Annotated in this window: 17 protein-coding genes; 15 read left to right on the plus strand and 2 right to left on the minus strand. The window is 26.6% G+C overall.

Going from position 1 to position 21,125, the window contains the following annotated elements; translation table 11 throughout:
• Positions 1–32: 32 nt before the first annotated feature.
• Positions 33–1,565 (minus strand): LTA synthase family protein, encoded by a 1,533-nt coding sequence (locus Q0Y03_RS04720; RefSeq protein ID WP_297712677.1) that lies wholly within the window; start codon positions 1,563–1,565, stop codon positions 33–35.
• A 477-nt stretch (positions 1,566–2,042) separates the two neighbouring features.
• On the opposite strand from Q0Y03_RS04720, the gene Q0Y03_RS04725 reads away from it, so the two are divergent.
• The 14 genes from Q0Y03_RS04725 (at position 2,043) to Q0Y03_RS04790 (ending at position 18,315) form a co-directional block, all read left to right on the plus strand.
• Positions 2,043–2,999, plus strand: coding sequence for a glycosyltransferase family 2 protein (locus Q0Y03_RS04725; RefSeq protein ID WP_363318713.1), 957 nt, complete (start codon positions 2,043–2,045; stop codon positions 2,997–2,999).
• Between the two features lie 3 nt (positions 3,000–3,002).
• Positions 3,003–4,400: an undecaprenyl-phosphate glucose phosphotransferase gene (locus tag Q0Y03_RS04730; protein WP_297712678.1), complete on the plus strand. Its 1,398-nt coding sequence runs from the start codon at positions 3,003–3,005 to the stop codon at positions 4,398–4,400.
• A gap of 20 nt (positions 4,401–4,420) precedes the next feature.
• Positions 4,421–5,803, plus strand: coding sequence for an ABC transporter permease (locus Q0Y03_RS04735; RefSeq protein WP_297712679.1), 1,383 nt, complete (start codon positions 4,421–4,423; stop codon positions 5,801–5,803).
• 12 nt (positions 5,804–5,815) lie between these two features.
• Positions 5,816–7,057, plus strand: a complete 1,242-nt coding sequence (locus Q0Y03_RS04740) for an ABC transporter ATP-binding protein (RefSeq protein WP_297712680.1) — start codon at positions 5,816–5,818, stop codon at positions 7,055–7,057.
• Positions 7,058–7,103: 46 nt separating this feature from the next.
• Positions 7,104–9,437 (plus strand): glycosyltransferase, encoded by a 2,334-nt coding sequence (locus Q0Y03_RS04745; RefSeq protein ID WP_297712681.1) that lies wholly within the window; start codon positions 7,104–7,106, stop codon positions 9,435–9,437.
• 19 nt (positions 9,438–9,456) lie between these two features.
• Positions 9,457–10,377, plus strand: a complete 921-nt coding sequence (locus Q0Y03_RS04750; RefSeq protein ID WP_297712682.1) for a glycosyltransferase — start codon at positions 9,457–9,459, stop codon at positions 10,375–10,377.
• 284 nt (positions 10,378–10,661) lie between these two features.
• Entirely contained in the window at positions 10,662–11,528 is an 867-nt protein-coding gene (rfbA, locus tag Q0Y03_RS04755; protein WP_297712683.1) for a glucose-1-phosphate thymidylyltransferase RfbA, read from the plus strand.
• Between the two features lie 4 nt (positions 11,529–11,532).
• Entirely contained in the window at positions 11,533–12,111 is a 579-nt protein-coding gene (gene rfbC / locus Q0Y03_RS04760; protein WP_297712684.1) for a dTDP-4-dehydrorhamnose 3,5-epimerase, read from the plus strand.
• 24 nt (positions 12,112–12,135) lie between these two features.
• Positions 12,136–13,029, plus strand: a complete 894-nt coding sequence (gene rfbD / locus Q0Y03_RS04765; protein WP_297712685.1) for a dTDP-4-dehydrorhamnose reductase — start codon at positions 12,136–12,138, stop codon at positions 13,027–13,029.
• A 52-nt stretch (positions 13,030–13,081) separates the two neighbouring features.
• Positions 13,082–14,134 carry a dTDP-glucose 4,6-dehydratase gene (gene rfbB / locus Q0Y03_RS04770; protein WP_297712686.1) on the plus strand — a complete coding sequence of 351 codons (1,053 nt, stop codon included), beginning with the start codon at positions 13,082–13,084 and terminating at the stop codon, positions 14,132–14,134.
• A gap of 573 nt (positions 14,135–14,707) precedes the next feature.
• On the plus strand, positions 14,708–16,660 hold the full coding sequence (locus Q0Y03_RS04775; protein WP_297712687.1) for a hypothetical protein: 1,953 nt from the start codon (positions 14,708–14,710) through the stop codon (positions 16,658–16,660).
• Positions 16,661–16,707: 47 nt separating this feature from the next.
• The gene (locus tag Q0Y03_RS04780) at positions 16,708–17,640 is read left to right on the plus strand and encodes a glycosyltransferase family 2 protein (protein ID WP_297712688.1); all 933 of its coding nucleotides are present in this window, start codon (positions 16,708–16,710) and stop codon (positions 17,638–17,640) included.
• Positions 17,641–17,642: 2 nt separating this feature from the next.
• Positions 17,643–17,990, plus strand: a complete 348-nt coding sequence (locus tag Q0Y03_RS04785; protein ID WP_297712689.1) for an EamA family transporter — start codon at positions 17,643–17,645, stop codon at positions 17,988–17,990.
• On the plus strand, positions 17,983–18,315 hold the full coding sequence (locus tag Q0Y03_RS04790; RefSeq protein ID WP_297712690.1) for an EamA family transporter: 333 nt from the start codon (positions 17,983–17,985) through the stop codon (positions 18,313–18,315). Before Q0Y03_RS04785 ends, Q0Y03_RS04790 begins: the two co-directional genes overlap by 8 nt.
• A 92-nt stretch (positions 18,316–18,407) precedes the next feature.
• Here the strand turns inward: Q0Y03_RS04790 and Q0Y03_RS04795 are convergent, their stop codons facing one another.
• The gene (locus Q0Y03_RS04795; RefSeq protein WP_297712691.1) at positions 18,408–19,478 is read right to left on the minus strand and encodes a hypothetical protein; all 1,071 of its coding nucleotides are present in this window, start codon (positions 19,476–19,478) and stop codon (positions 18,408–18,410) included.
• Positions 19,479–19,949: 471 nt separating this feature from the next.
• Here Q0Y03_RS04795 and Q0Y03_RS04800 point away from each other — a divergent pair.
• A partial coding sequence (locus Q0Y03_RS04800; protein WP_297712697.1) for a glucosaminidase domain-containing protein occupies positions 19,950–21,125 on the plus strand: 1,176 nt, incomplete at its 3' end.

A 21,125-nucleotide genomic window follows, 5' to 3' on the forward strand; every position in this document is an offset into this window, starting at 1 on the left:
AGTAAATTTTAAATCCCCTATTTTTATTATAATTATTTAAATGTTATTTCATTTGAATAAGAAAATACAGTTGAACCAGTTGCAGAAGGTTGGCAAACTTGAACTATGCTATTAGTTTTGCAACAATCTTTTGAAATAGCTAGAGTATTACTATCTATAAAAGTTTTATCAACATATTTCCCATCAACATATACATTACTATAATTATTGAAGTTTTCACCTTTAATTAAAATATTATTATCATCATAGGTTTCAACATTATTAACTTTTACATTTTTAAAACAGATTTTATACTCACTTGAAGGAACAAGCTTTTCATAATCATCAGTATAGTTTTTGCCATAAAGCATGTCATATTCTAATTGATTAAGATATTCAGTCTTTGTTTCTTGATTAAGATTACTATTATGAAGTAAACTTAAAGTTGTATCTGGGAAAGAAAGCTTGTCTAGTATTAAAGATGTAAGATTATAAGTTTTAATATCCTTATCATCTTCTTTTAAATTCATATTATCCCAAATAACATAAGGTGTTGATTTAATTGTATTAATAGAAACATCGCTAGTGTCTAGTCCTACTGCTGGAAAGTGATCTCCATAAAAAGAAATTATAGTAGGTTCATCTAAGGCATTAACAGCATCAATTAAGTTACCAACAAATTGATCCATTTCGTAAATTTGATTTATATAGTATTCTAAGCTATTTTTATTATCTTTAGAATAATCATTAGTAATATAAATTTCTTTATCTTCTACATAATCATTAGGATATCCTCCATGACCTTGAACAGAAACACCAAATATTAGGTCAGGATTATCAGTAGAAGTAATTATATTACAAATTTCATTTATTAAAACATTATCCTTTGGCCAACCTACAGGAGTTCTTTCAGGAGGAGACATACATTCTATAGGAGTAAAGCTATCAAATCCTAAATTTTTATAAACTTTATCTCTTGTATAAAATTTTCCTTCATGATTATGAAGAGCATTAGCACTATAACCTAAATTTTTTAAAGAATAAGCAAGTGATGGTATAGATTTTTTTGAAGCTATAGTATTAAAAAGAAATTCACCTGTACCAAAAAACTCAGTTGACATTCCAGTAATAACTTCAAATTCTGTATTAGCAGTACCTCCACCAAAGGAAGGAACAGATAATAGACCAGATGTAAAATCATCAGATAATGCTTCAAAATTACTAACTGGATTTTTGTTTAATTCAATATTAGTTATCCAATTAGGATTTATAAAAGATTCAAGTTGAACTATTATTATATTAGGTTTAATAATAGAAGTATCAGAATTTACTTCTTTATTAGAAGAATTATCTTCAATTATTGCTGAAGAGGTTAAAGTTTTATTATTAGAATTTTCAGCAGTTAATATATCTAATTCATTTTTTATACCTGCTATAGTATTTTTTGAATAACCATTAGGTTTAGACATTCCATTATTAACAGCACTATTATAAAAGGAATATGAAAAACCATATTGGTTATAGCCACCAGTTATATCCCAAAAGTTTTTACTTATTATATCATTGTCTAAACCATAATTTAACAAAATTTTAAATAGTGCAAAAAATATAAGTAATGAGGTTATATTTCTTATATATTTAATTTTATACTTTTTACATTTAAAAAATTTTTCTATTGTTATATAATTATTAGGAAAACAAAGGATTTGTTGGAAGTGGATTATATATAGAAGTTTTGACATCAGGAGGAATATCTTTAAAAAAGTCTAGATATTATCATTACAATTGATAAAAATGGAAAGGTAACAATATTAAAGGATATATTAATAAAATTATTTGATAATTTGACAATAATTAAAAATAATAATAGTATTAATAAGAAGAATTTTATATAATTAGTTTTATGTTAATCAAATATATAATATATTAATTTAATATGAAATTAGTATAGCAAAAAAATGAGAAAAGTTAATTTTATTTAAATAAAAATCAAATATTATGGTTTGGTTGTAGAACAATGCATAATCATAATATTTTATAAAGATATAGGAGAATTTAAGATAATGAGTGTTTCAGTAGTAATTCCAAATTATAATGGAGAAATGTACTTGAAAGCTTGTATGGAAAGCTTAATGGAACAGTCTTTAAAAGCTGATGAGATAATAATTGTAGATAATGCATCAACGGATGAAAGTGTTAAATATATAAAAAATAGATATTCAAACATAGTCAAATTAATTTGTTTAGAAAAAAATTATGGCTTTAGTAAAGCTGTAAATGAAGGTATTAAAAATAGTAATAGTGAATTTGTTGTATTACTTAATAATGATACAGAATTACATAAAGAATGGTTATTGGAATTATATAATTGTATAAAAGATGATGAAAGTATATTTTCCGCATGCAGCAAGATGTTAAGATTTGATAATAGAAACATAATAGATGATGTAGGAGATGAATATACTATATTTGGATGGGCTAGAAAAATAGGCGATGGAGAATTAAGTGATAAGTATAAGGAGTCAAGGGAAGTATTTTCTTCATGTGCAGGAGCGGCTATTTATAGAAAGAGCATATTTAAAAAAATAGGATTATTTGATGAGAATTTCTTTGCTTATTTAGAGGATATGGATATATCATATAGAGCTAGAATTTATGGTTATAAAAATTATTATTCAGCTAAAGCTAAGGTGTATCATATAGGAAGTGCTACTAGTGGAAGTAGACATAATTCATTTAAAGTAAAATTATCAGCTAGAAATAGCATTTATTTAATATACAAAAATATGCATAGCATACAAGTGGTGGTTAATTTTATATTTATATTATTAGGAATATTAATTAAATGGCTATATTTTTCTGTTAAAGGATTAGGAAGAGATTATATAAGTGGAATAATTGAAGGAATAAGAACAAGAAAAAAAATTAATAGGGTAATAGTAAAAAATAACTTATATAACTATATAAACATTGAGAAGATGTTAGTCAAAAATACATTACACCTTTTTAAGCGAGGTTAGAATATGATTAAGCAAAATCAAAAGTTAATAAATAAAGCATTAGTTTTTATAGATGCAGTAGTGATAATTTTATCTTTTTTATTAGCATGGTATATAAGAATTCATAGTGGAATTATGGAATTAGAAGGTGGATCACTTACTTTTAAAGAGTTTTTGATACCTGTTCTTATAATGTTGCCTATATATATAATACTATATAATTTTAAAAGATTATATAGTGCTGAAAGAACTGTTTTTTTAAGTAAAGAGATTATAAATATATTTATTGCAAATTTATTTGGAATAGTAATATTTTCAGGGTTATTATTTGTAAATAAAACAATAGATTATTCAAGATCATTACTTATTATGTTTTTTATTATATGTACAATACTTATTTCTCTTGAAAGAGTAATTATAAAAATATCAATGAGAAGTGCAAGAAAAAAGGGACTTAATATAAGATATACAGTATTTGTAGGATATAGTGAGAGTACAGAAAAATTTAATAAATTAATTAATGAAAATAGACATTGGGGATATAAAGTATTAGGTGTTTTTGAGGATTATAAAATTGATTCAGAAAATTTGAATTATCTAGGAAATATAGTAGAATTAGATAATTATCTTACTGAAAATAGAGATGTAGATGAAATAATTATAACTTTAGAGATGAAGGATTATGATAAATTAAAAACTATAATATCAATATGTGAGAAGCTTGGTATTAGAATACAAATAATCCCTAGTTATTACAAGTATTTTCCGGCTAAGCCTTATGTAGAAGAAATAGGAGGATTACCTTTAATAAATATGAGATATATACCTCTTGATAATATATTAAATAAGGCTATAAAGAGAGGAATTGATATTGTAGGTTCTTTATTAGCAGTTATTATTTTTTCACCAATAATGCTAATTACAGCTATATTAATAAAGTTAACAAGTAAGGGACCTATAATATTTAAGCAAGAAAGAATAGGGCTTAATAGAAAGCCTTTTATTATGTATAAGTTTAGGAGTATGAGACAACAAGATCCAGAAGAAGAAAAGAAGGATTGGACAGTTAAAAATGATCCAAGAAAGACAAAAATAGGGACATTTATAAGAAAAACTAGTATTGATGAATTACCTCAATTCTTTAATGTATTAAAAGGAGATATGAGTCTTATAGGACCAAGGCCTGAAAGACCATTCTATGTAGAAAAGTTTAAAGATGAAATACCTAAGTATATGGTTAAACATCAAGTAAGACCGGGAATCACAGGATGGGCACAAGTTAATGGATGGAGAGGTGATACATCCATAGAAAAAAGAATAGAGTGTGATATATATTACATAGAAAATTGGAGTTTAACATTAGATATAAAAATTTTTATATTAACGTTTTTTAAAGGATTTATAAATAACAATGCTTATTAGAAATTAAAGGAGATAAAAATATGAAAAAGGTATCAAGGAGAAAGATATTTATTTTTTTGTGTACTTGTTTTGTAACTGTTGCATTATTTGCGTTGTTTGAAAAATATTATTCAGTTCAACCTAATACTGCAAAATTAACAATGAAATTAAAATCTAATAATATAGAGCAATATCAAGTTTATTATGATACAAATGGGAATAAAGAATGGTCAGAAGAAAATTCTATAAAGGTTTTATATACGAACACAGGTAAAGAGGATAAGTTAAGCTTTGCTTTACCAATAGAAACTAAAAATATAAGAATAGACTTTGGAAATGAAAATAAAAGTTTAGAGGTAAAAAATTTAACTTTAAAAAGAAATAAAAAGTATACTTTTTCTAAAAGAGATATAGAAGAGAAAGTAGGAGAAAGTGCAGATTTAAAATATGATATAACAGATACAGGATTTGATATTAATGTTATAGCAAGTGATCCATATATAGAAATAGAAAATATAAATAATCAGATAATAGATGTTACTTCAAAGCCAATTATATATGATGTATTAATGATGCTATCTTCATTAATATTAGGATTTATAGTAGCTAATGCATTAACAGGGATAAAAAAATCAATAAAATTTATAAAAGTATCTATAGACAATAAAGGATTAATAAAATCTTTAGCTAAAAATGATTTTAGAAATAAATATGCTTCTTCTTATTTAGGAATAGTATGGGGGTTTATAAATCCCCTTATAACAATATTAGTATATTGGTTTGTATTCACAGTTGGTTTTAGAAGTTCAGATGTGGGTGATGCTCCTTATACAATTTGGTTTATAGCAGGAATAATTCCATGGTTCTTCTTTTCAGATGCTTTAAACTCTACTAGTAATGTATTTTTAGAATATAGTTATTTAGTAAAAAAAGTTGTTTTTAAAATTGAAATATTACCTACTGTAAAAATAATATCAGCGTTATTTGTACATTTATTTTTTGTCATATTTATATATGCTTTAGGAGCAGTATATGGATATTATCCGGATTTATATTCATTACAATTTATATATTACTCATTTGCAATGATTATTTTAGTATTTTGTATTTCATTAATTACTTCATCTGTAATACTATTTTTTAGGGATTTAGGTCAAATTATAGGTATAATTTTAAATGTAGGATTTTGGGCGACTCCAATAGGATGGACAATAGATATGTTGCCTGGAGTTGTACAAAGAATATTTAAATTAAATCCTATGTATTATATAGTTACAGGATATAGAGATTCTTTTATAGACAAAGTTTACTTTTGGGAAAGACCTTATGAAACTCTATACTTTTGGGCATTTTGTTTAGTTGCTTTTTGTTTCGGAGTTAAGTTATTTAAAAAGCTAAAACCACATTTTTCAGATGTTATATAGAGAGGTAAATATATGAGTGAAGTAGTTATAAAAGTTAGAGATTTAGTAAAAAAATATAATATATATGATGATCCTATGGATAGATTAAAAGAGACTTTATCTATAAGACATAAATGCTATCATAGAGAATTTGTAGCTTTAAATGGATTAACATTTGATATTGAAAAAGGTGATGCTGTAGGTATATTGGGGAAAAATGGATCTGGTAAATCTACATTATTAAAAATGATTACTGGAGTACTAACACCTACATCTGGAACTATAGAAATAAAGGGGGTTATATCAGCTATATTAGAATTGGGAACTGGTTTTAATATGGAATATACAGGAATAGAAAATATATATTTAAATGGAACTATGCTTGGATATACTAAGGAAGAGATTGATTTAAGAGTAAAGGATATTATTGATTTTGCAGATATTGGGGATTTTATAAATCAGCCTGTAAAAATATATTCAAGTGGTATGTTTGCAAGACTAGCTTTTGCAGTGGCTAGTAATGTAAACCCTGATATATTAATTGTAGATGAAGCATTAGCTGTTGGGGATACAAGATTTCAAATTAAATGTATAGAAAAAATGAAAGCATTAAAGGAACAAGGGACAACAGTATTATTTGTTTCTCATGCAACAGAGCAAATAAAAAGATTTTGTAATAAAGCTATATGGATTAAGGACGGGATAATAGAAGCTCAAGGTGAATCAAGTGAAATAGCAGATTTGTATGAAGATTTTATGAAATATGGTACAGTAGATAATCAAGCAGATGTTAGGATGGAGTTAAAAGAGGAAGCTAGTATAACTGAAGAAGTTGAGGAAGATAATGGAGAATTTAAAATGCCTTCCAATGAAGATACGTTAGCTTCAATAAAAGAGGTAAAATTATCTAAAGATAAGCTAAGGACATTTGAGGATTTAGAGGTTGAAATAACTTATGATATATATAGGGAAAAAATAGATAGCTTTTTATTAGGAGCAGCTATATATACTCCATCGAGAGATTATATATTTGGACCAAATACGTATTTAGAAAAAGTAGAAATTCCAAATACATTTGGAAGGCATAAAATTGTTTATAGAATTCCTGAAATTCCTTTATTAGGAGGAACTTATACAATTGATGTAGGGATATTTACTGATGAGAGTATAGTAAATTTAGATTATAAAACAGCTGTATGTGAGTTTGTAATTGCAAATAAATATATATCAGAAGGTAAGTTTTATATAAAACATGAATGGAAAGTTATTGAGTAAAGATAATTAGATATTTTAATAAAAATTGTAGGGATGATTAATTTATATGAGTAACAAAGAGTTAAAAACAATACGCATTGGTGGAGAAATATTAAATAGTATTACTATAACAAAAGAAAATAGTTGTGAATTTAACTATAGATATAGTCAATTTAATATAAAAAAGATTGAGCTTTTCTTTAAAAATGTTAAAGGATTTAAAGGTAGAATAAGAGTTGAAATATTTGAAGAAGAATATAAAAGTTTAGTTGGAGAGCAAATAATAGAAAATATAGAAGAAGGTTGGAATGAATTTATATTACCTTATACTGTAGGTGTATTTGAAGAAAAACTTAAAATTAAAATTAAAATGGAGAAAGGTAATTCTATTGAAGTAGCTACAGATAAATATGATGCTGTTTGTATGAGATTATTATATGAAGATATACAAGAAAGAGAATTAGCATTAGATTTAGATAGGGTGACAAAGGAGTTAAGAAAAATTTATAATTCAAGTGGTTGGAGACACTTGGTTTCAGTTTATAGATTTAGAGATATTATATTTAACTTTTTTAAAAAAATTAAGAAGTTGAAAACTTTATTTTTTGTAGTAGTTAAAAATTTAAATAAATCAAATATAAGTAGGGCTAAAGATTTTATAAAAGATAATGGTTTTAAAGCTTTTATTAGAAAAGTAGTATCTAAGTTAAAAGGAGAAAGATTACAATATAAGAACTGGATTGAAAAACATGTTGCTACTCCTGCTGAATTAGAAATACAAAGAAATTATGAATTTGAATATAAGCCATTAATAAGTATTTTAATTCCAACATATAAAACACCAAAACATTTATTAATTGAAACTATGAATTCTGTTTTAAATCAAAGTTATAGTAATTGGGAGTTATGTATTGCAGATGGAAATTCTGAAGAGTCTTATATAAATGAAATGTTAGATGAATATGCAAGAAATGATAAGAGAATAAAAGTTAAATATCTTGATGAAAATAAAGGTATAGCTGGTAATACTCAAGAATGTTATTATATGGCTACTGGAGATTATATAGGATTATTTGATCATGATGATTTGTTAGAGCCTAATGCATTATTTGAAGTGGTAAAAGCTGTAAATGAAGATAGAACAATAGATTTTATATATACAGATGAGGATAAAATTAATGAGAAAAGTGACTATAGATTTGATCCTCATTTTAAGCAAGATTTTGCGATTGATACTTTTAGAAGCTATAATTATATATGTCATTTTTCGGTGTTTAGAAATGACTTAATGGCAAAAATAAATGGATTTAGAGATGGATTTAATGGAAGTCAAGATTACGATATTATTTTAAGAGCTACTGAGGTAGCTGAAAATATTCATCATATACCTAAAATATTATATTCCTGGAGAGTTCATTCAGGATCTACAGCAGGAAATCCTAAGAATAAAATGTATTGCTATGATTCTGCTAAGAAAGCTTTAGATGAAGAATTAAAAAGAAAAGGAATTAAAGGGAAAGCTAAAGATGGGAAGTATATTGGAACCTATGAGATTGAGTATGAAATAATAGATAATCCTAAAGTTTCAATATTAATACCAACAAAGGATCATATAGATGATTTAGATAGAACTATAAAGTCTGTTTTAAATAATACTGAATATGAGAATTATGAAATTATAGTTATTGAAAATAATTCAGAACAAAGTGAGACTTTTAAATATTATGAAGAAATACAAAAACTTGATGCAGATATAAGAGTAGTAACTTGGGAAAAGGGATTTAACTACTCTGCTATAAATAATTATGGAGCTAAATTTGCAAATGGGGAGTTATTACTTTTATTAAATAATGATGTTGAGGTTATTAATAAAGAATGGCTAACTAAAATGGTATCTTTAGCACAAAGAGAAGATGTTGGTTGTGTTGGAGCTAAACTGTATTATCCAGATAATACAATTCAACATGGTGGAATAATAGTTGGGTTAGGTGGAGCTGCCGCACATGCTCATAGAGGATTCAATAAGAATGAATATGGGTATTTCTTAAGACTTGGAATTACACATAATTTAAGTGCTGTAACAGGAGCTTGTTTAATGGTTAAAAAATCAGTATTTGATGAGGTAAATGGATTAGACGAAAGCTTTGAAGTTGCGTACAATGATGTTGATTTTTGCTTAAGAGTTTTAGAAACAGGAAGAGTGAATGTATGGACACCTTATGCTGAGTTATATCATTATGAATCTAAGAGTAGAGGTGTAGATGATTTAGCAACAAATGAAAGATTCCAAGGTGAATTTAATAGATTCAGAGAAAGATATAAGGAGTTTTTAGAAAAAGGAGATCCGTATTATAACGTAAATTTAACTTTAGATAGAGAGGATTTATCTTTAAAGGAATAGTAATTTTAGGAGGATTTTTATGGCGTTATCAATAATATGTCCTTTATATAAGGCAGAAAAGTATATAGATAATTTAGATGTGTCGTTGAAAAGACAATTAAAAGTAGAGATAAAAGAAATTAAATATATAGTTACAGAATGCCATGAAGATAAAACTATAGAAAAGTTAAAAAATATAAATGCTAAATATAAAGTTATTAAAGCTGAGGAGTTTTCACATAGCTCAACTAGAGAAAAAGCAGTTTATGAAGCTGAAGGAGATATAATTGTATTTATAACTCAAGATATAATTATAAAGAGTGATATGTGGCTGTATAATTTAACTAATAGTATAGAAAAAGGTGTTTGTGAAGCATCTTTTTCTAAACAAATTTGTACAGAAAAAACTATTGAAAGATATACGAGGATGAATAACTATCCAGATGAAAGTAGAATAGTATCAAAGAAAGATATTGACAAATTAGGTATAATGACATATTTTTACTCTGATGCTTCTTCAGCTATTAGAAAAGATATTTTTGTAAAGCTTAATGGATATGATGGGAAAAATTTATTAACTAATGAAGATATGTATATTGCTTATAAGTTAATTAATAATGGATATAAAATTAAGTATTGTGCTGATTCAGAAATAATACATTCGCATAAGTATAAATATTTATCTTTATTAAAGAGATATTTTGATCAAGGTGTATTTTTAAAGCAACATGAATATATCACTAATTCTGGAGCTAACAGTAGTGCTATTAATTTAGCAAAGTTTGTTTTAGTAAATAGTTTAAAAGAAAAAAGTTTTAAAGTTTTTTTCGAGATAATCCCTAATTTTGGCGCTAGATATATTGGTAATAAACTAGGTCAGAGATATGAAAAATTATCTAAAAAAACTATATTAAAGTACACCAATAATCCTAATTATTGGCATAGGGAGTTCTTTAATTAAAAATATATAATGTTAAGCAATATAGTAATTGATAAGATGAAAGAATTTTTATTTTCAATGGCTGAAAGTTAGATGAAATCTAGATTTCGGCTATTTTTTGTGTGAATAGACAAAAGTTAAAATATCTTAATAAAAGTAAGTTAATTCCTAATAATCTTGACAGTTTAAAAGGGACTAATGTAAGATAGGGTATGATAAGTTATAAAAGTAACCTTAAAATAGAAGTATTAAATAAATAGAATAATAAAATATGATATAATTAAAATAATAATGAGGTGATATTTATGAAAGGAATAATTTTAGCAGGTGGATCAGGAACAAGACTATATCCAGTAACAAAAGCAATGTCAAAACAAATGGTGCCAATATATGATAAACCAATGATATATTATCCTATGTCAGTATTAATGTTAGCGGGTATAAGAGATATTCTTATAATATCTACACCAAGAGACATAGTTAACTTTAAAGAACTATTTAAAGATGGTTCAGAATATGGATTAAATATTGAATATGCAATTCAAGAACAACCAAATGGATTAGCAGAAGCATTCATTATTGGAGAAGAATTTATAGGTGATGATAATGTAGCAATGATATTAGGAGATAATATATTCTATGGTCAAAACTTTAGTTCACATTTAAAAGAAGCATCACAATTAGAAAAAGGAGCAATGGTATTTGGATACTATGTTCAAGACCCAAGAGCCTTTGGAGTAGTTGGATTTGATGCAGATGGTAAAGTAACTTCATTAGAAGAAAAACCAGAAAATCCAAAGTCAAAATATGCAGTACCAGGCCTTTATTTCTATGATAACTCAGTAGTAGAAAAAGCTAAGGCATTAAAACCATCAGCAAGAGGAGAACTAGAAATAACTGATTTAAATAAAGTTTACATGGAAGAAGGAGCTTTAAAAGTAGACTTATTAGGTAGAGGAATGGCATGGCTTGATACAGGAACACATGAATCAATGTTAAAAGCATCTAATTTTGTTGAAGCAGTACAAACTACTCAAGGAACATTCATAGCTTGTTTAGAGGAAATTGCTTATAGACAAGGATGGATTTCAAAAGAGCAAGTTAGAGAATTAGCTGGACCTTTAATGAAAACAGAGTATGGAAAATATTTAGTAGATATAATTGAGGAGTAAAGAGATGGTTGAAGCAGGAAATTTTAAATTTATAGAAACTAAAATACCAGATTTATACATAGTTGAACCAAGAGTGTTTGGAGATGCTAGAGGATATTTCATGGAAAGTTATAATAAAGAGCACTTTGATGCTGCAGGATTAACTATGACTTTTGTACAAGATAATGAATCAAGATCTAAAAAAGGTGTTTTAAGAGGATTACACTTCCAAACTCAGCATACACAAGGAAAGCTTGTAAGATGTACAGAGGGGGAGGTATGGGATGTTGCTGTTGACTTAAGAAAAGGTTCACCTACATATGGACAATGGGAAGGCGTATACTTAAGTGCAGAAAATAAAAGACAATTCTATGTACCAGAAGGTTTTGCACATGGATTTGTAGTTTTATCTGAAACTGCAACATTTAACTATAAATGTACAGATTTCTATTCACCAGAACATGATGGTGGACTTTTATGGAACGACGAAGATGTTGCTGTAGAGTGGCCATTAGATGGAATTGAAGAAATTTTATTATCAGAAAAAGATAAAAATCAAAAAACATTCAAAGAGCTAGACTTACCTTTTACTTATAATAAGTAAAGTAAATGTAGTGGAGGTTATCGCATGAAAATATTAATAACTGGTTCAAATGGCCAATTAGGAAATGAACTTCAAAAAATAATAGCTACAGGAACTGCTGAAATAGGTGCAGTTTCAGAAGTAATTAAAAATTCAGAAGTTTTTGCTGTAGATGTAGATAAATTAGATATAACTAACTTAGAACAAGTGAAAACTGTTTTAAAGGAAGTAAAACCAGATGTAGTTATAAACTGTGCAGCAGCAACAAATGTTGATGGGTGTGAAGCGAATAAGGATTTAGCTTTTAAAATAAACGCTTTAGGTCCTAGAAATTTAGCTATGGTTTGTGAAGAAATAGGAGCTAAAATAGTTCAAGTTTCAACTGACTATGTATTTAGAGGTGTTGGAGATACACCATTAAATGAATCAGATATAGTTGCTCCAGTAAGTTATTATGGAAAAACTAAGCTTTTAGGTGAAGAGTTTGTAAGAGAGTTTTCATCAAAGTACTATATAGTTAGAACAGCTTGGCTTTATGGGTATGTAGGTCATAACTTTGTTTATACAATGATGAAGCTTGGAAAAGATAGAGATACTTTAAGTGTTGTAAATGATCAACTTGGAAATCCTACACATGCTAATGACTTAGCATATCACATATTAAAACTTATAGAAACAGAAGAATATGGAATATACCATTGCACTGGAAAAGGTGAATGTAGTTGGTATGATTTTGCAACAGAAATAATGAAACTTTCAGGAAGAAATTGCAAGGTAAGTCCATGTACTTCAGCAGAATATAAGAGTATGTATCCTAATTCAGCTGATAGACCAGCATATTCATCACTTGATAATATGATGCTTAGATGCACTGTTGGTGATGAAATGAGAGATTGGAAAGAAGCTTTAAAGACTTTCATGGATAACGTTGAAAAATAATTAGTAAATTATCGATAAACTTAAAATTTGGAGATATAAGGAGAATTTAATTATGAAAACTTATTTAGTAACTGGTGGGGCTGGATTTATAGGCTCAAACTTTGTATTATACATGTTAAAAAAATATGAAGATATAAGAATAATTAATTTAGATAAGTTAACTTATGCAGGAAACTTAGAAAACTTAAAGTCAATACAAGATGATCCAAGACACATATTTGTACATGGAGATATCTGTGACAATGAATTAGTTAATTGTTTATTTGAAAAATATGAAATAGACTATGTTGCTCACTTTGCAGCAGAATCTCACGTTGACAGAAGTATAAGAGAACCAGAAGTATTTGCTAAGACAAATGTTATGGGAACAGTTAACTTATTAAACTGTGCTAAAGCAGCATGGGAAAATGAAGATGGAACATGGAAAGAAGGAGTTAAGTTCTTACACGTTTCAACAGATGAAGTATATGGTTCATTAGGAGAAACAGGATACTTCATGGAAACTACTCCACTTGACCCTCATAGCCCATATTCATCAAGTAAAGCCGGATCAGATTTAATGGTTAAGGCATACCATGATACATACAAAATGCCAATGAATATAACAAGATGTTCAAATAACTATGGACCATTCCAATTCCCAGAAAAATTAATACCATTATTAATAAATAACTGTTTAGCTCACAAGGATTTACCAGTATACGGGGATGGAATGAACATAAGAGACTGGTTATTCGTTGAAGACCATGCTAAAGCTATCGATATGGTTATAAACAACGGTAGAAGCGGTGAAGTTTATAATGTTGGTGGACATAATGAAAGAACTAACATAACAATAGTTAAGACAGTAATATCTTACTTAAATGAAAATGTTGATAAAGAAGTTACTGAAAACTTAATTAAGTATGTTGAAGATAGAAAAGGTCACGATAGAAGATACGGAATAGACCCAACTAAGATTAAAGAAGAATTAGGATGGTATCCTGAGACTAGATTTGAAGTTGGAATTAAGAAGACTATTCAATGGTATTTAGATAACCAAGAGTGGATGAAAAATGTTACTTCAGGTGCATATCAAAACTACTATAATGAAATGTATAAATAATTGATATATTTAAAAAATAAAGATAGTGTAGCTTAATATAGGACACTATCTTTATTTATAAGATTTATTATTTAGATTGATTGAAGTTGTAAAAAGGTGTTTTTGTAGTAGATTCAACTAATACTCTTATAGACCCATAGCCATAACCCATAAGTTTTAAGTTAATAGCATAAGTAATTTTATCTAAAATATTAGAAAGATCAGATATAGTAAATTATCAAAAGGGATTAAAATAAATGATATTAATAAAAGAATAGCAAGAATTTTGCTAAATTTTTTTTGTCTTAATTATAGGACAAGAAGTTTTTATTAAGATTTTCTAATATAAATACAACTTTTGTGGTAAAATATGTATTATGTTAAATGCAATTAATCATATTATAATTTTATAGATAGATAAATGTGTATTTAAATACTATATATAATTATTATTAGTATTATTTATTTTTAATAATAATGAATTTTATTTAAATTTCATATTTTAGGACTTTTAGATTGCTATTAAATGTTTTGTTAATTATAATATATAATTGATTACGAAATAATATAATTTTAATTTAGAGAGGGGATAGCATGCCAATAGAATCGAAAGAAGAGAAAAGAAAAAAGGATATTTTAGATATATTAATAAAGTATAGGTTTATAATTGCAATAATTGCTTTTGTTTTTTTAGTAGCATTCAAAATTCATGGAAGTTCCATAGGAGTATGGGACCAATATGTAGCGGAAAAGATTAACACTGATGAAAAAACTGTATTATGGGGAAAAGATAGAGCAATTAGAAGTGATGAATGGATGGTTCAAAGCACATATTATATGGCTCAAGCAACTAGTGATGATTATTATCCATTATATAATGAAAATATAATGGATGGAGGATTAAATATGATTTTGGCATATAATGCTCCTGTGGTCAATATAACGATATTGGGAAAGCCTTTTAATTGGGGATTCTTACTTTTAGGAAAAGAATATGGATTATCATGGTATTGGTCATTTAAAACAATTGCATTACTATTATTAGCATTTGAATTATCAATGATATTAACTAAAAAGCGAAAAGGTATTTCTACATTAGGAGCCTTTTGGATTACTTTTTCACCAGCTGTTCAGTGGTGGTTTATGCAACATGTAGGGGACATAGTATTTTTTGCGTTAGCTCTAATAGTATCTTTTTATAAATATTGGGAATATAGGCAAAGTACCGGTAAACGGCTAATATTTTCTGGAATATTTGCTTTTAGTGCAATTGGATTTGCATTAATTATTTATCCTGCATTTCAAGTGCCAATTGCATATTTGATATTAGTATTAATGGCTACAATTTATTTTTCAGTATTTAAGAAGCCTAAATTAAAAGTAAGTGATTATTTTTTTATAGGTGCTATTATAATAACAATTGGTGGGATTTTAGGATGGTTCGTTATTAATTCTATAGATGCAATAAAAGCATCATTAAATACTGTTTATCCTGGAAAAAGAGTATCTGTTGGTGGTGGTGTTGAAATATTTAGATTAGGAGAGTTTATGATTAATACATATACTCCATTTAAAGATATTAATTATCTGAATAATTGCGAAACAAGTTCATTTATTAATTTCTTTATAGGATCATCTATAGTATTATTTATTGCTATTAAGAAAAAGATAAAGGATATTTCAATAGGTATATCATTATTTGCTGTATCAGTAATTGAATTGATATGGATGTTTATACCATTTAATGAAGTAATAGCAAAAATAACATTACTAAGCTATGTTCCAACTAAAAGAATGATGTTAATGTTTAGTTTTACAGCTATGTTGTTATCAATATGGGCTATGGGAGTTATAGTAAATGAAAATCTAATAAGCAAAAAAAATGGATGCTTAATTGCAATTATTAATTGGATAGTATATTGCTTATTGGTATATAATTATCCATATAAGGATTATGTTAGTCTTAAATATTATATAATGCTATTTGGAATATATTTAATTATTAACTTAGCTTTATTTACAGGATTAAGAAAAGTTCTATATTTGTTTATGGCAATAGTTATATTTATGTCAGGAATGACGGTAAATCCAATTGTTAAGGGGATAGGAGCTATATATAATAAAACCTTATCTAAAGCAATAATTGAAATAGAAGCTAATGATCCAGATGAACTTTGGATAGCAGAGGGTGATGGAGTAAAGGGAAATTATATATATGCAAATGGAGCTAAGACATTAAATGGTACTCATTTTTATCCTGCATTGAAAACTTGGGAAAGTATTAGTGATAATAATGAAATATATAATAGGTATGCTCATATAAAAATCAATTTAATTGAAGGAAATACTAATTTTAACTTAGACAGTTTAGATGTATTTTCAATAAATCTTAATATTGATGAACTTAAGAAGTTAAATGTCAAATATATATTAACAAAGAATGAATTAGATACTAAGTTTGAGGATTATGATGCAATAAAATTTAATAGGATATATTATAGTGAAGTTGATAATAACAAAATTTATGAGGTTATTTATAATCAATAAAGTGTAAAGTTTAATTTACGAATGTTAAATTTTTAGGAGGATTAATAATGAAGATAGCTGTACTTATACCGTGCTATAATGAAGAATTGACTATTGGAAAAGTCGTTGATGATTTTAAAAGAGAATTACCAGAAGCAGATATATATGTGTATGATAATAATTCCAAGGATAAAACTGGAGAAATTGCAAAAGAGCATGGAGCTATAGTAGTTAAGGAGATTCGTCAAGGAAAAGGTAATGTTGTAAGATCTATGTTTAGGGATATAGAGGCTGATATATATGTAATGATTGATGGAGATGATACATATCCAGCAGAAGCTGCTAGAATGTTAATTCAACCAATTATTGATAATGAGGCTGATATGGTTATTGGAGATAGATTATCAAATGGGACATATGAAAAGGAAAATAAAAGAGCATTCCATAATTTAGGTAATAACTTAGTTAAGGGATTAATAGGGATGCTATTTAAAAATGAAATTAAAGATATTATGACTGGATATAGAGTATTTAATAGATTCTTTGTTAAGACAATGCCTGTAATAAGTGATGGATTTCAAATTGAGACTGAGATTAGTATTCATGCATTAGATAAAAAGTTTAGATTAAAAGAAATACCAATAGTGTATAGGGATAGACCAGAAGGCAGTGAGTCAAAGTTAAGTACATTTAGAGATGGATTTAGGGTTCTTAAGACATTAGCTAGCTTATTTAAGGATTATAAGCCTATGATGTTTTTTGGAATATGCAGTATATTATCATTAATATTAGGATTAATTACTGGAATTCCAGTAATATATGAATTTATAATAACTGGATATATAAGAAAGCTACCATCAGCAGTATTATCAGTTGGATTTATTTTAATATGTATTATATCGCTTGCTAGTGGATTAATTTTGGATACTATAGCAACAACAAATAAAAAAGATTATGAATTATATTTAAATAAATATAAAGAGCAGCAAGGGAAAAGATAATTATGGAAAAGGTTATATTGTCTTTAAAAAAGAATAAAATAGGTATACTTATAATGATTGTTTCAGCAATCTGTACTGCATTTGGGCAATATTTTTGGAAAATATCTGAGGGAAATATTATAAAAGATTTAGTTATAGGTTTTTTTCTTTATGGAATTGGTGCAATAATTATGATTATTGCATTCAAGTTTGGAAGCCTTTCAGTATTGCATCCTATGATGAGTATTGGATATATAGTAGCTTTATTTATAGGATATTTTTTACTTGGTGAATATATTACGGTAATGAAGGTTGTTGGTATTATATTTATATTAATTGGAGTAACCTTAATAGGAGTTGGAGATGAGTAATATTATTTATATAATTCTTTTAATAGGAACATTATTAGGTGCTTTAGGTGGATTTTGTTTAAAAAAATCCACAACAAAAGAAAGTTTAATAAAAAGCTTTTTAAGCCCGTTTTTATATTTAGGTGGAGTATTATATGTATTTTCTGCAATATTAAATATAATAGTATTAAAACAGTTACCATACTCTGTGGTTTTACCATTGACATCAATAACTTATGTTTGGTCATTATTTATATCGTACTATTTTCTTAATGAAAAAATTACTAAAATCAAAATATATGGTATTATATGTATAGTTATAGGTGCAATTTTTATAGGAATATAAAAAAGGGGCTGTATCATATTGAATTTATAAATTCAATATGATACAGCCTATTTTAATTGCTAAGTGTCTATTTTTTCACGTTTACGGATTTTTTAGTACTTTGATGGTTTATTTAATATATCAGTTAAAACGTAAAGTAGTATTATAATAAATAGAGGTAGCCAAAGAAGAGCAAGTCTATTTATTATAAATAAATCTTTAGAAAGAACTATTAAACCTGTTAATATTGTAAAATATGCAGTAAATTTAAATAAGAAAATAGCCTTTTTATCTTTAATTTTTATTATAAAATAGATGAAAGCTATACAAGATGCTATGGTTAAAATAGTTCCTAAAATATTTCCTATGCAATATAAAATTAAATAAATTAAACCTGTATTTAAAAATCCTAATAATGGTGGATCGTATATAATATGAATAATTAATTGAGTGAATAAATTAATCAACATATTAATTCCACTTCCAAAATGAGTAGTGAATATTTCTTGTAAATATGTAATTTGAGCTAATGAAAAAAGCGAATTTGAATGATTTTCTTGAAAATTAAAATTAACAAAGAAATAAATTGTAGCAACTATTGCAATAAAATAGAATATATCTATAAAACTAAGAATTCGCTTATTATTTTTAAAGGTAAAAATAATACATGCAATAATAACTAATAAAGAATATGCCCTAAACTCAAATAGTAATAAGGATATTATTAGAATTAAGATTAAAATCTTATAATTTATTTTTTGTGATAGTATATAATAAATCAATATAGAAATTAAACAAATTATAATATTATCCCTCATAAGTAAAGAGTTACATAAAATATAACCAGGTAATATACTAAAAATTCCTACACTTAATAAAGAAAGTTTTTCGTTAAGATATACTTTAGATATTTTGTATAAAAATATTGATGTTGGAATATATACAAATAATTTTATTAAAATTAAATCTAGAGTAGATTTTATTCCTATACCTTTAATGAGTGTTAATAAGATTACGAAGATATTGTAGTTTCCATAACTAGCATGACCTTCCGCATCTACGAATTCATATACAGGTAATTTTTTATGTAACCATGCACTAATATCTCCATTCTTTAAATGGTTTAATAAGATATCAGAATCTATATAATATTTATATTCATCACAAAAGTGATTATTTGCCACGTTTCCAAATAATATTCCATGTTCAAATCCATTTGATAAATTATTATAATATATGACTATAGAAAATAAAGCGTAAATTATTAAGAAACTACTAGAGAGTAAAAAGAAACTTTTAGAGTAAGAATTTCTTTTGTATAGGTAGTAGTTTAATAATAATATAAAAATAATTATTAAAGGTGTAAATATACTCATGACAATCTCCTTGATATATTTTATTTTCTCATATTAGTATATAGTATTAAGCAAAATATAACAATAATGTACAAGCTATTTTAAAATAATAGTTATAAAATAATACTGTAACAAAATTGACTTATAAATTACATTAATATATCTATTTCACTATTGATGTGGCATCTATTTACAAAAATATTTGTAATATGTTACTATTAATAGGAAGCTATTATCAAAAGTAGGGGGAATGCGATGAAGAAAAATAGAATTTTTATAGTATTAGTATGTCTATTGTTTATGCTTAATTCATTTAACTTCAATGTACAAGCGTTAAGTAGTAACTCAAGTAGTAGAGCAATAGGAAATGTTAATATAGTTTCAGAAGTAGATACTTCTTTAGAGACTATTGAAGCATGGGCCAGAAGCAAAAATGCTACAGAAACATTTGTTGGATTAGCAAAACTATACAAGCAGTATGCTAAATCAAGAGGTGGAGTTAACTGGGTATTAGCTTATGTACAAGCTGCTAAGGAAACTGGATATGGAAAATTTGGGGGAGTTTTAGATGAATCCTATCATAATCCTTGTGGGTTAAAAAATCCAAGTGGTGGAGATGACTATGATGCAAATGCTCACAAGAAATTTGATAACTGGGATCAAGGAGTAATAGCACATTTAGATCATTTAGCATTATATGCTGCTGCAGATGGGTATCCAAAGACAAGCTATGTTGATAGTTGGAAAGGTGAAGAATTATCAGTAGATGAGACATATGATCCAAGGCATACAGGGTGGTTTGGTACTACTAGTGGTATTTTAGGCAAAGCAAAGGATGCATTAAGTTTAACTGGAAGTTGGGCTTCAGATCTAAATTATGGAATAGAGTTATTTAGACTATATTGTGATGCAACTAAATCAGAATACTTACCAGCAAGAAGTAATTTAGAATCACCATCAAATTCAGAAGTTATTACTAATGGTAAGTTAAGAATTAAAGGATGGGCTTTACATGCATTTGGAATTAAAGAAATTAAGGTTTTAGTTGATAATTCTCAAGTTGCAACTATAAGTACTGGAGTTAGTAGATCAGATGTTAATTCAACATATCCAGGATACTTTAATGGAGCTAATTCAGGTTTTGATGAGACAATAGATATAAGCAATCTTGGAACTGGTAATAAAACTGTAGAGGTTAAGATTATTGCTAGAAATGGCGAAACTCAAAGTTACAAAAGAAATATAATAATTAAAGGTGAAGAAAATACATTACCTTTTAGGTACTCATTAGATGAGCCTGTTACTAATGAAAAAATAAGCTCAAATAGCTTGAAAATAAGAGGATGGGCATTAGCAGGTTCTGGAGTTAAAGAAGTAAGAGTATATGTTGATGGAACAGATTTAGGAACAGTTCCTTATGGAACATCAAGAGCAGATGTAAATAGTGTATATCCAGGATATTCAAGTGGAAATAAT

It is taken from the genome of Clostridium sp. (assembly GCF_026168755.1).
In the GTDB taxonomy this organism is placed as follows: Bacteria; Bacillota; Clostridia; order Clostridiales; family Clostridiaceae; genus Clostridium.

Bases quoted from the DNA above. Each gene is read 5' to 3' on its own strand.
- rfbC (WP_297712684.1), top strand. From the start codon at position 11,533: ATGGTTGAAGCAGGAAATTTTAAATTTATAGAAACTAAAATACCAGAT.
- rfbD (WP_297712685.1), top strand. From the start codon at position 12,136: ATGAAAATATTAATAACTGGTTCAAATGGCCAATTAGGAAATGAACTT.
- Q0Y03_RS04785 (WP_297712689.1), top strand. From the start codon at position 17,643: ATGGAAAAGGTTATATTGTCTTTAAAAAAGAATAAAATAGGTATACTT.
- Q0Y03_RS04790 (WP_297712690.1), top strand. From the start codon at position 17,983: ATGAGTAATATTATTTATATAATTCTTTTAATAGGAACATTATTAGGT.
- Q0Y03_RS04745 (WP_297712681.1), top strand. From the start codon at position 7,104: ATGAGTAACAAAGAGTTAAAAACAATACGCATTGGTGGAGAAATATTA.
- Q0Y03_RS04735 (WP_297712679.1), top strand. From the start codon at position 4,421: ATGAAAAAGGTATCAAGGAGAAAGATATTTATTTTTTTGTGTACTTGT.
- Q0Y03_RS04775 (WP_297712687.1), top strand. From the start codon at position 14,708: ATGCCAATAGAATCGAAAGAAGAGAAAAGAAAAAAGGATATTTTAGAT.
- Q0Y03_RS04750 (WP_297712682.1), top strand. From the start codon at position 9,457: ATGGCGTTATCAATAATATGTCCTTTATATAAGGCAGAAAAGTATATA.
- Q0Y03_RS04730 (WP_297712678.1), top strand. From the start codon at position 3,003: ATGATTAAGCAAAATCAAAAGTTAATAAATAAAGCATTAGTTTTTATA.
- rfbB (WP_297712686.1), top strand. From the start codon at position 13,082: ATGAAAACTTATTTAGTAACTGGTGGGGCTGGATTTATAGGCTCAAAC.
- Q0Y03_RS04780 (WP_297712688.1), top strand. From the start codon at position 16,708: ATGAAGATAGCTGTACTTATACCGTGCTATAATGAAGAATTGACTATT.
- rfbA (WP_297712683.1), top strand. From the start codon at position 10,662: ATGAAAGGAATAATTTTAGCAGGTGGATCAGGAACAAGACTATATCCA.
- Q0Y03_RS04725 (WP_363318713.1), top strand. From the start codon at position 2,043: ATGAGTGTTTCAGTAGTAATTCCAAATTATAATGGAGAAATGTACTTG.
- Q0Y03_RS04740 (WP_297712680.1), top strand. From the start codon at position 5,816: ATGAGTGAAGTAGTTATAAAAGTTAGAGATTTAGTAAAAAAATATAAT.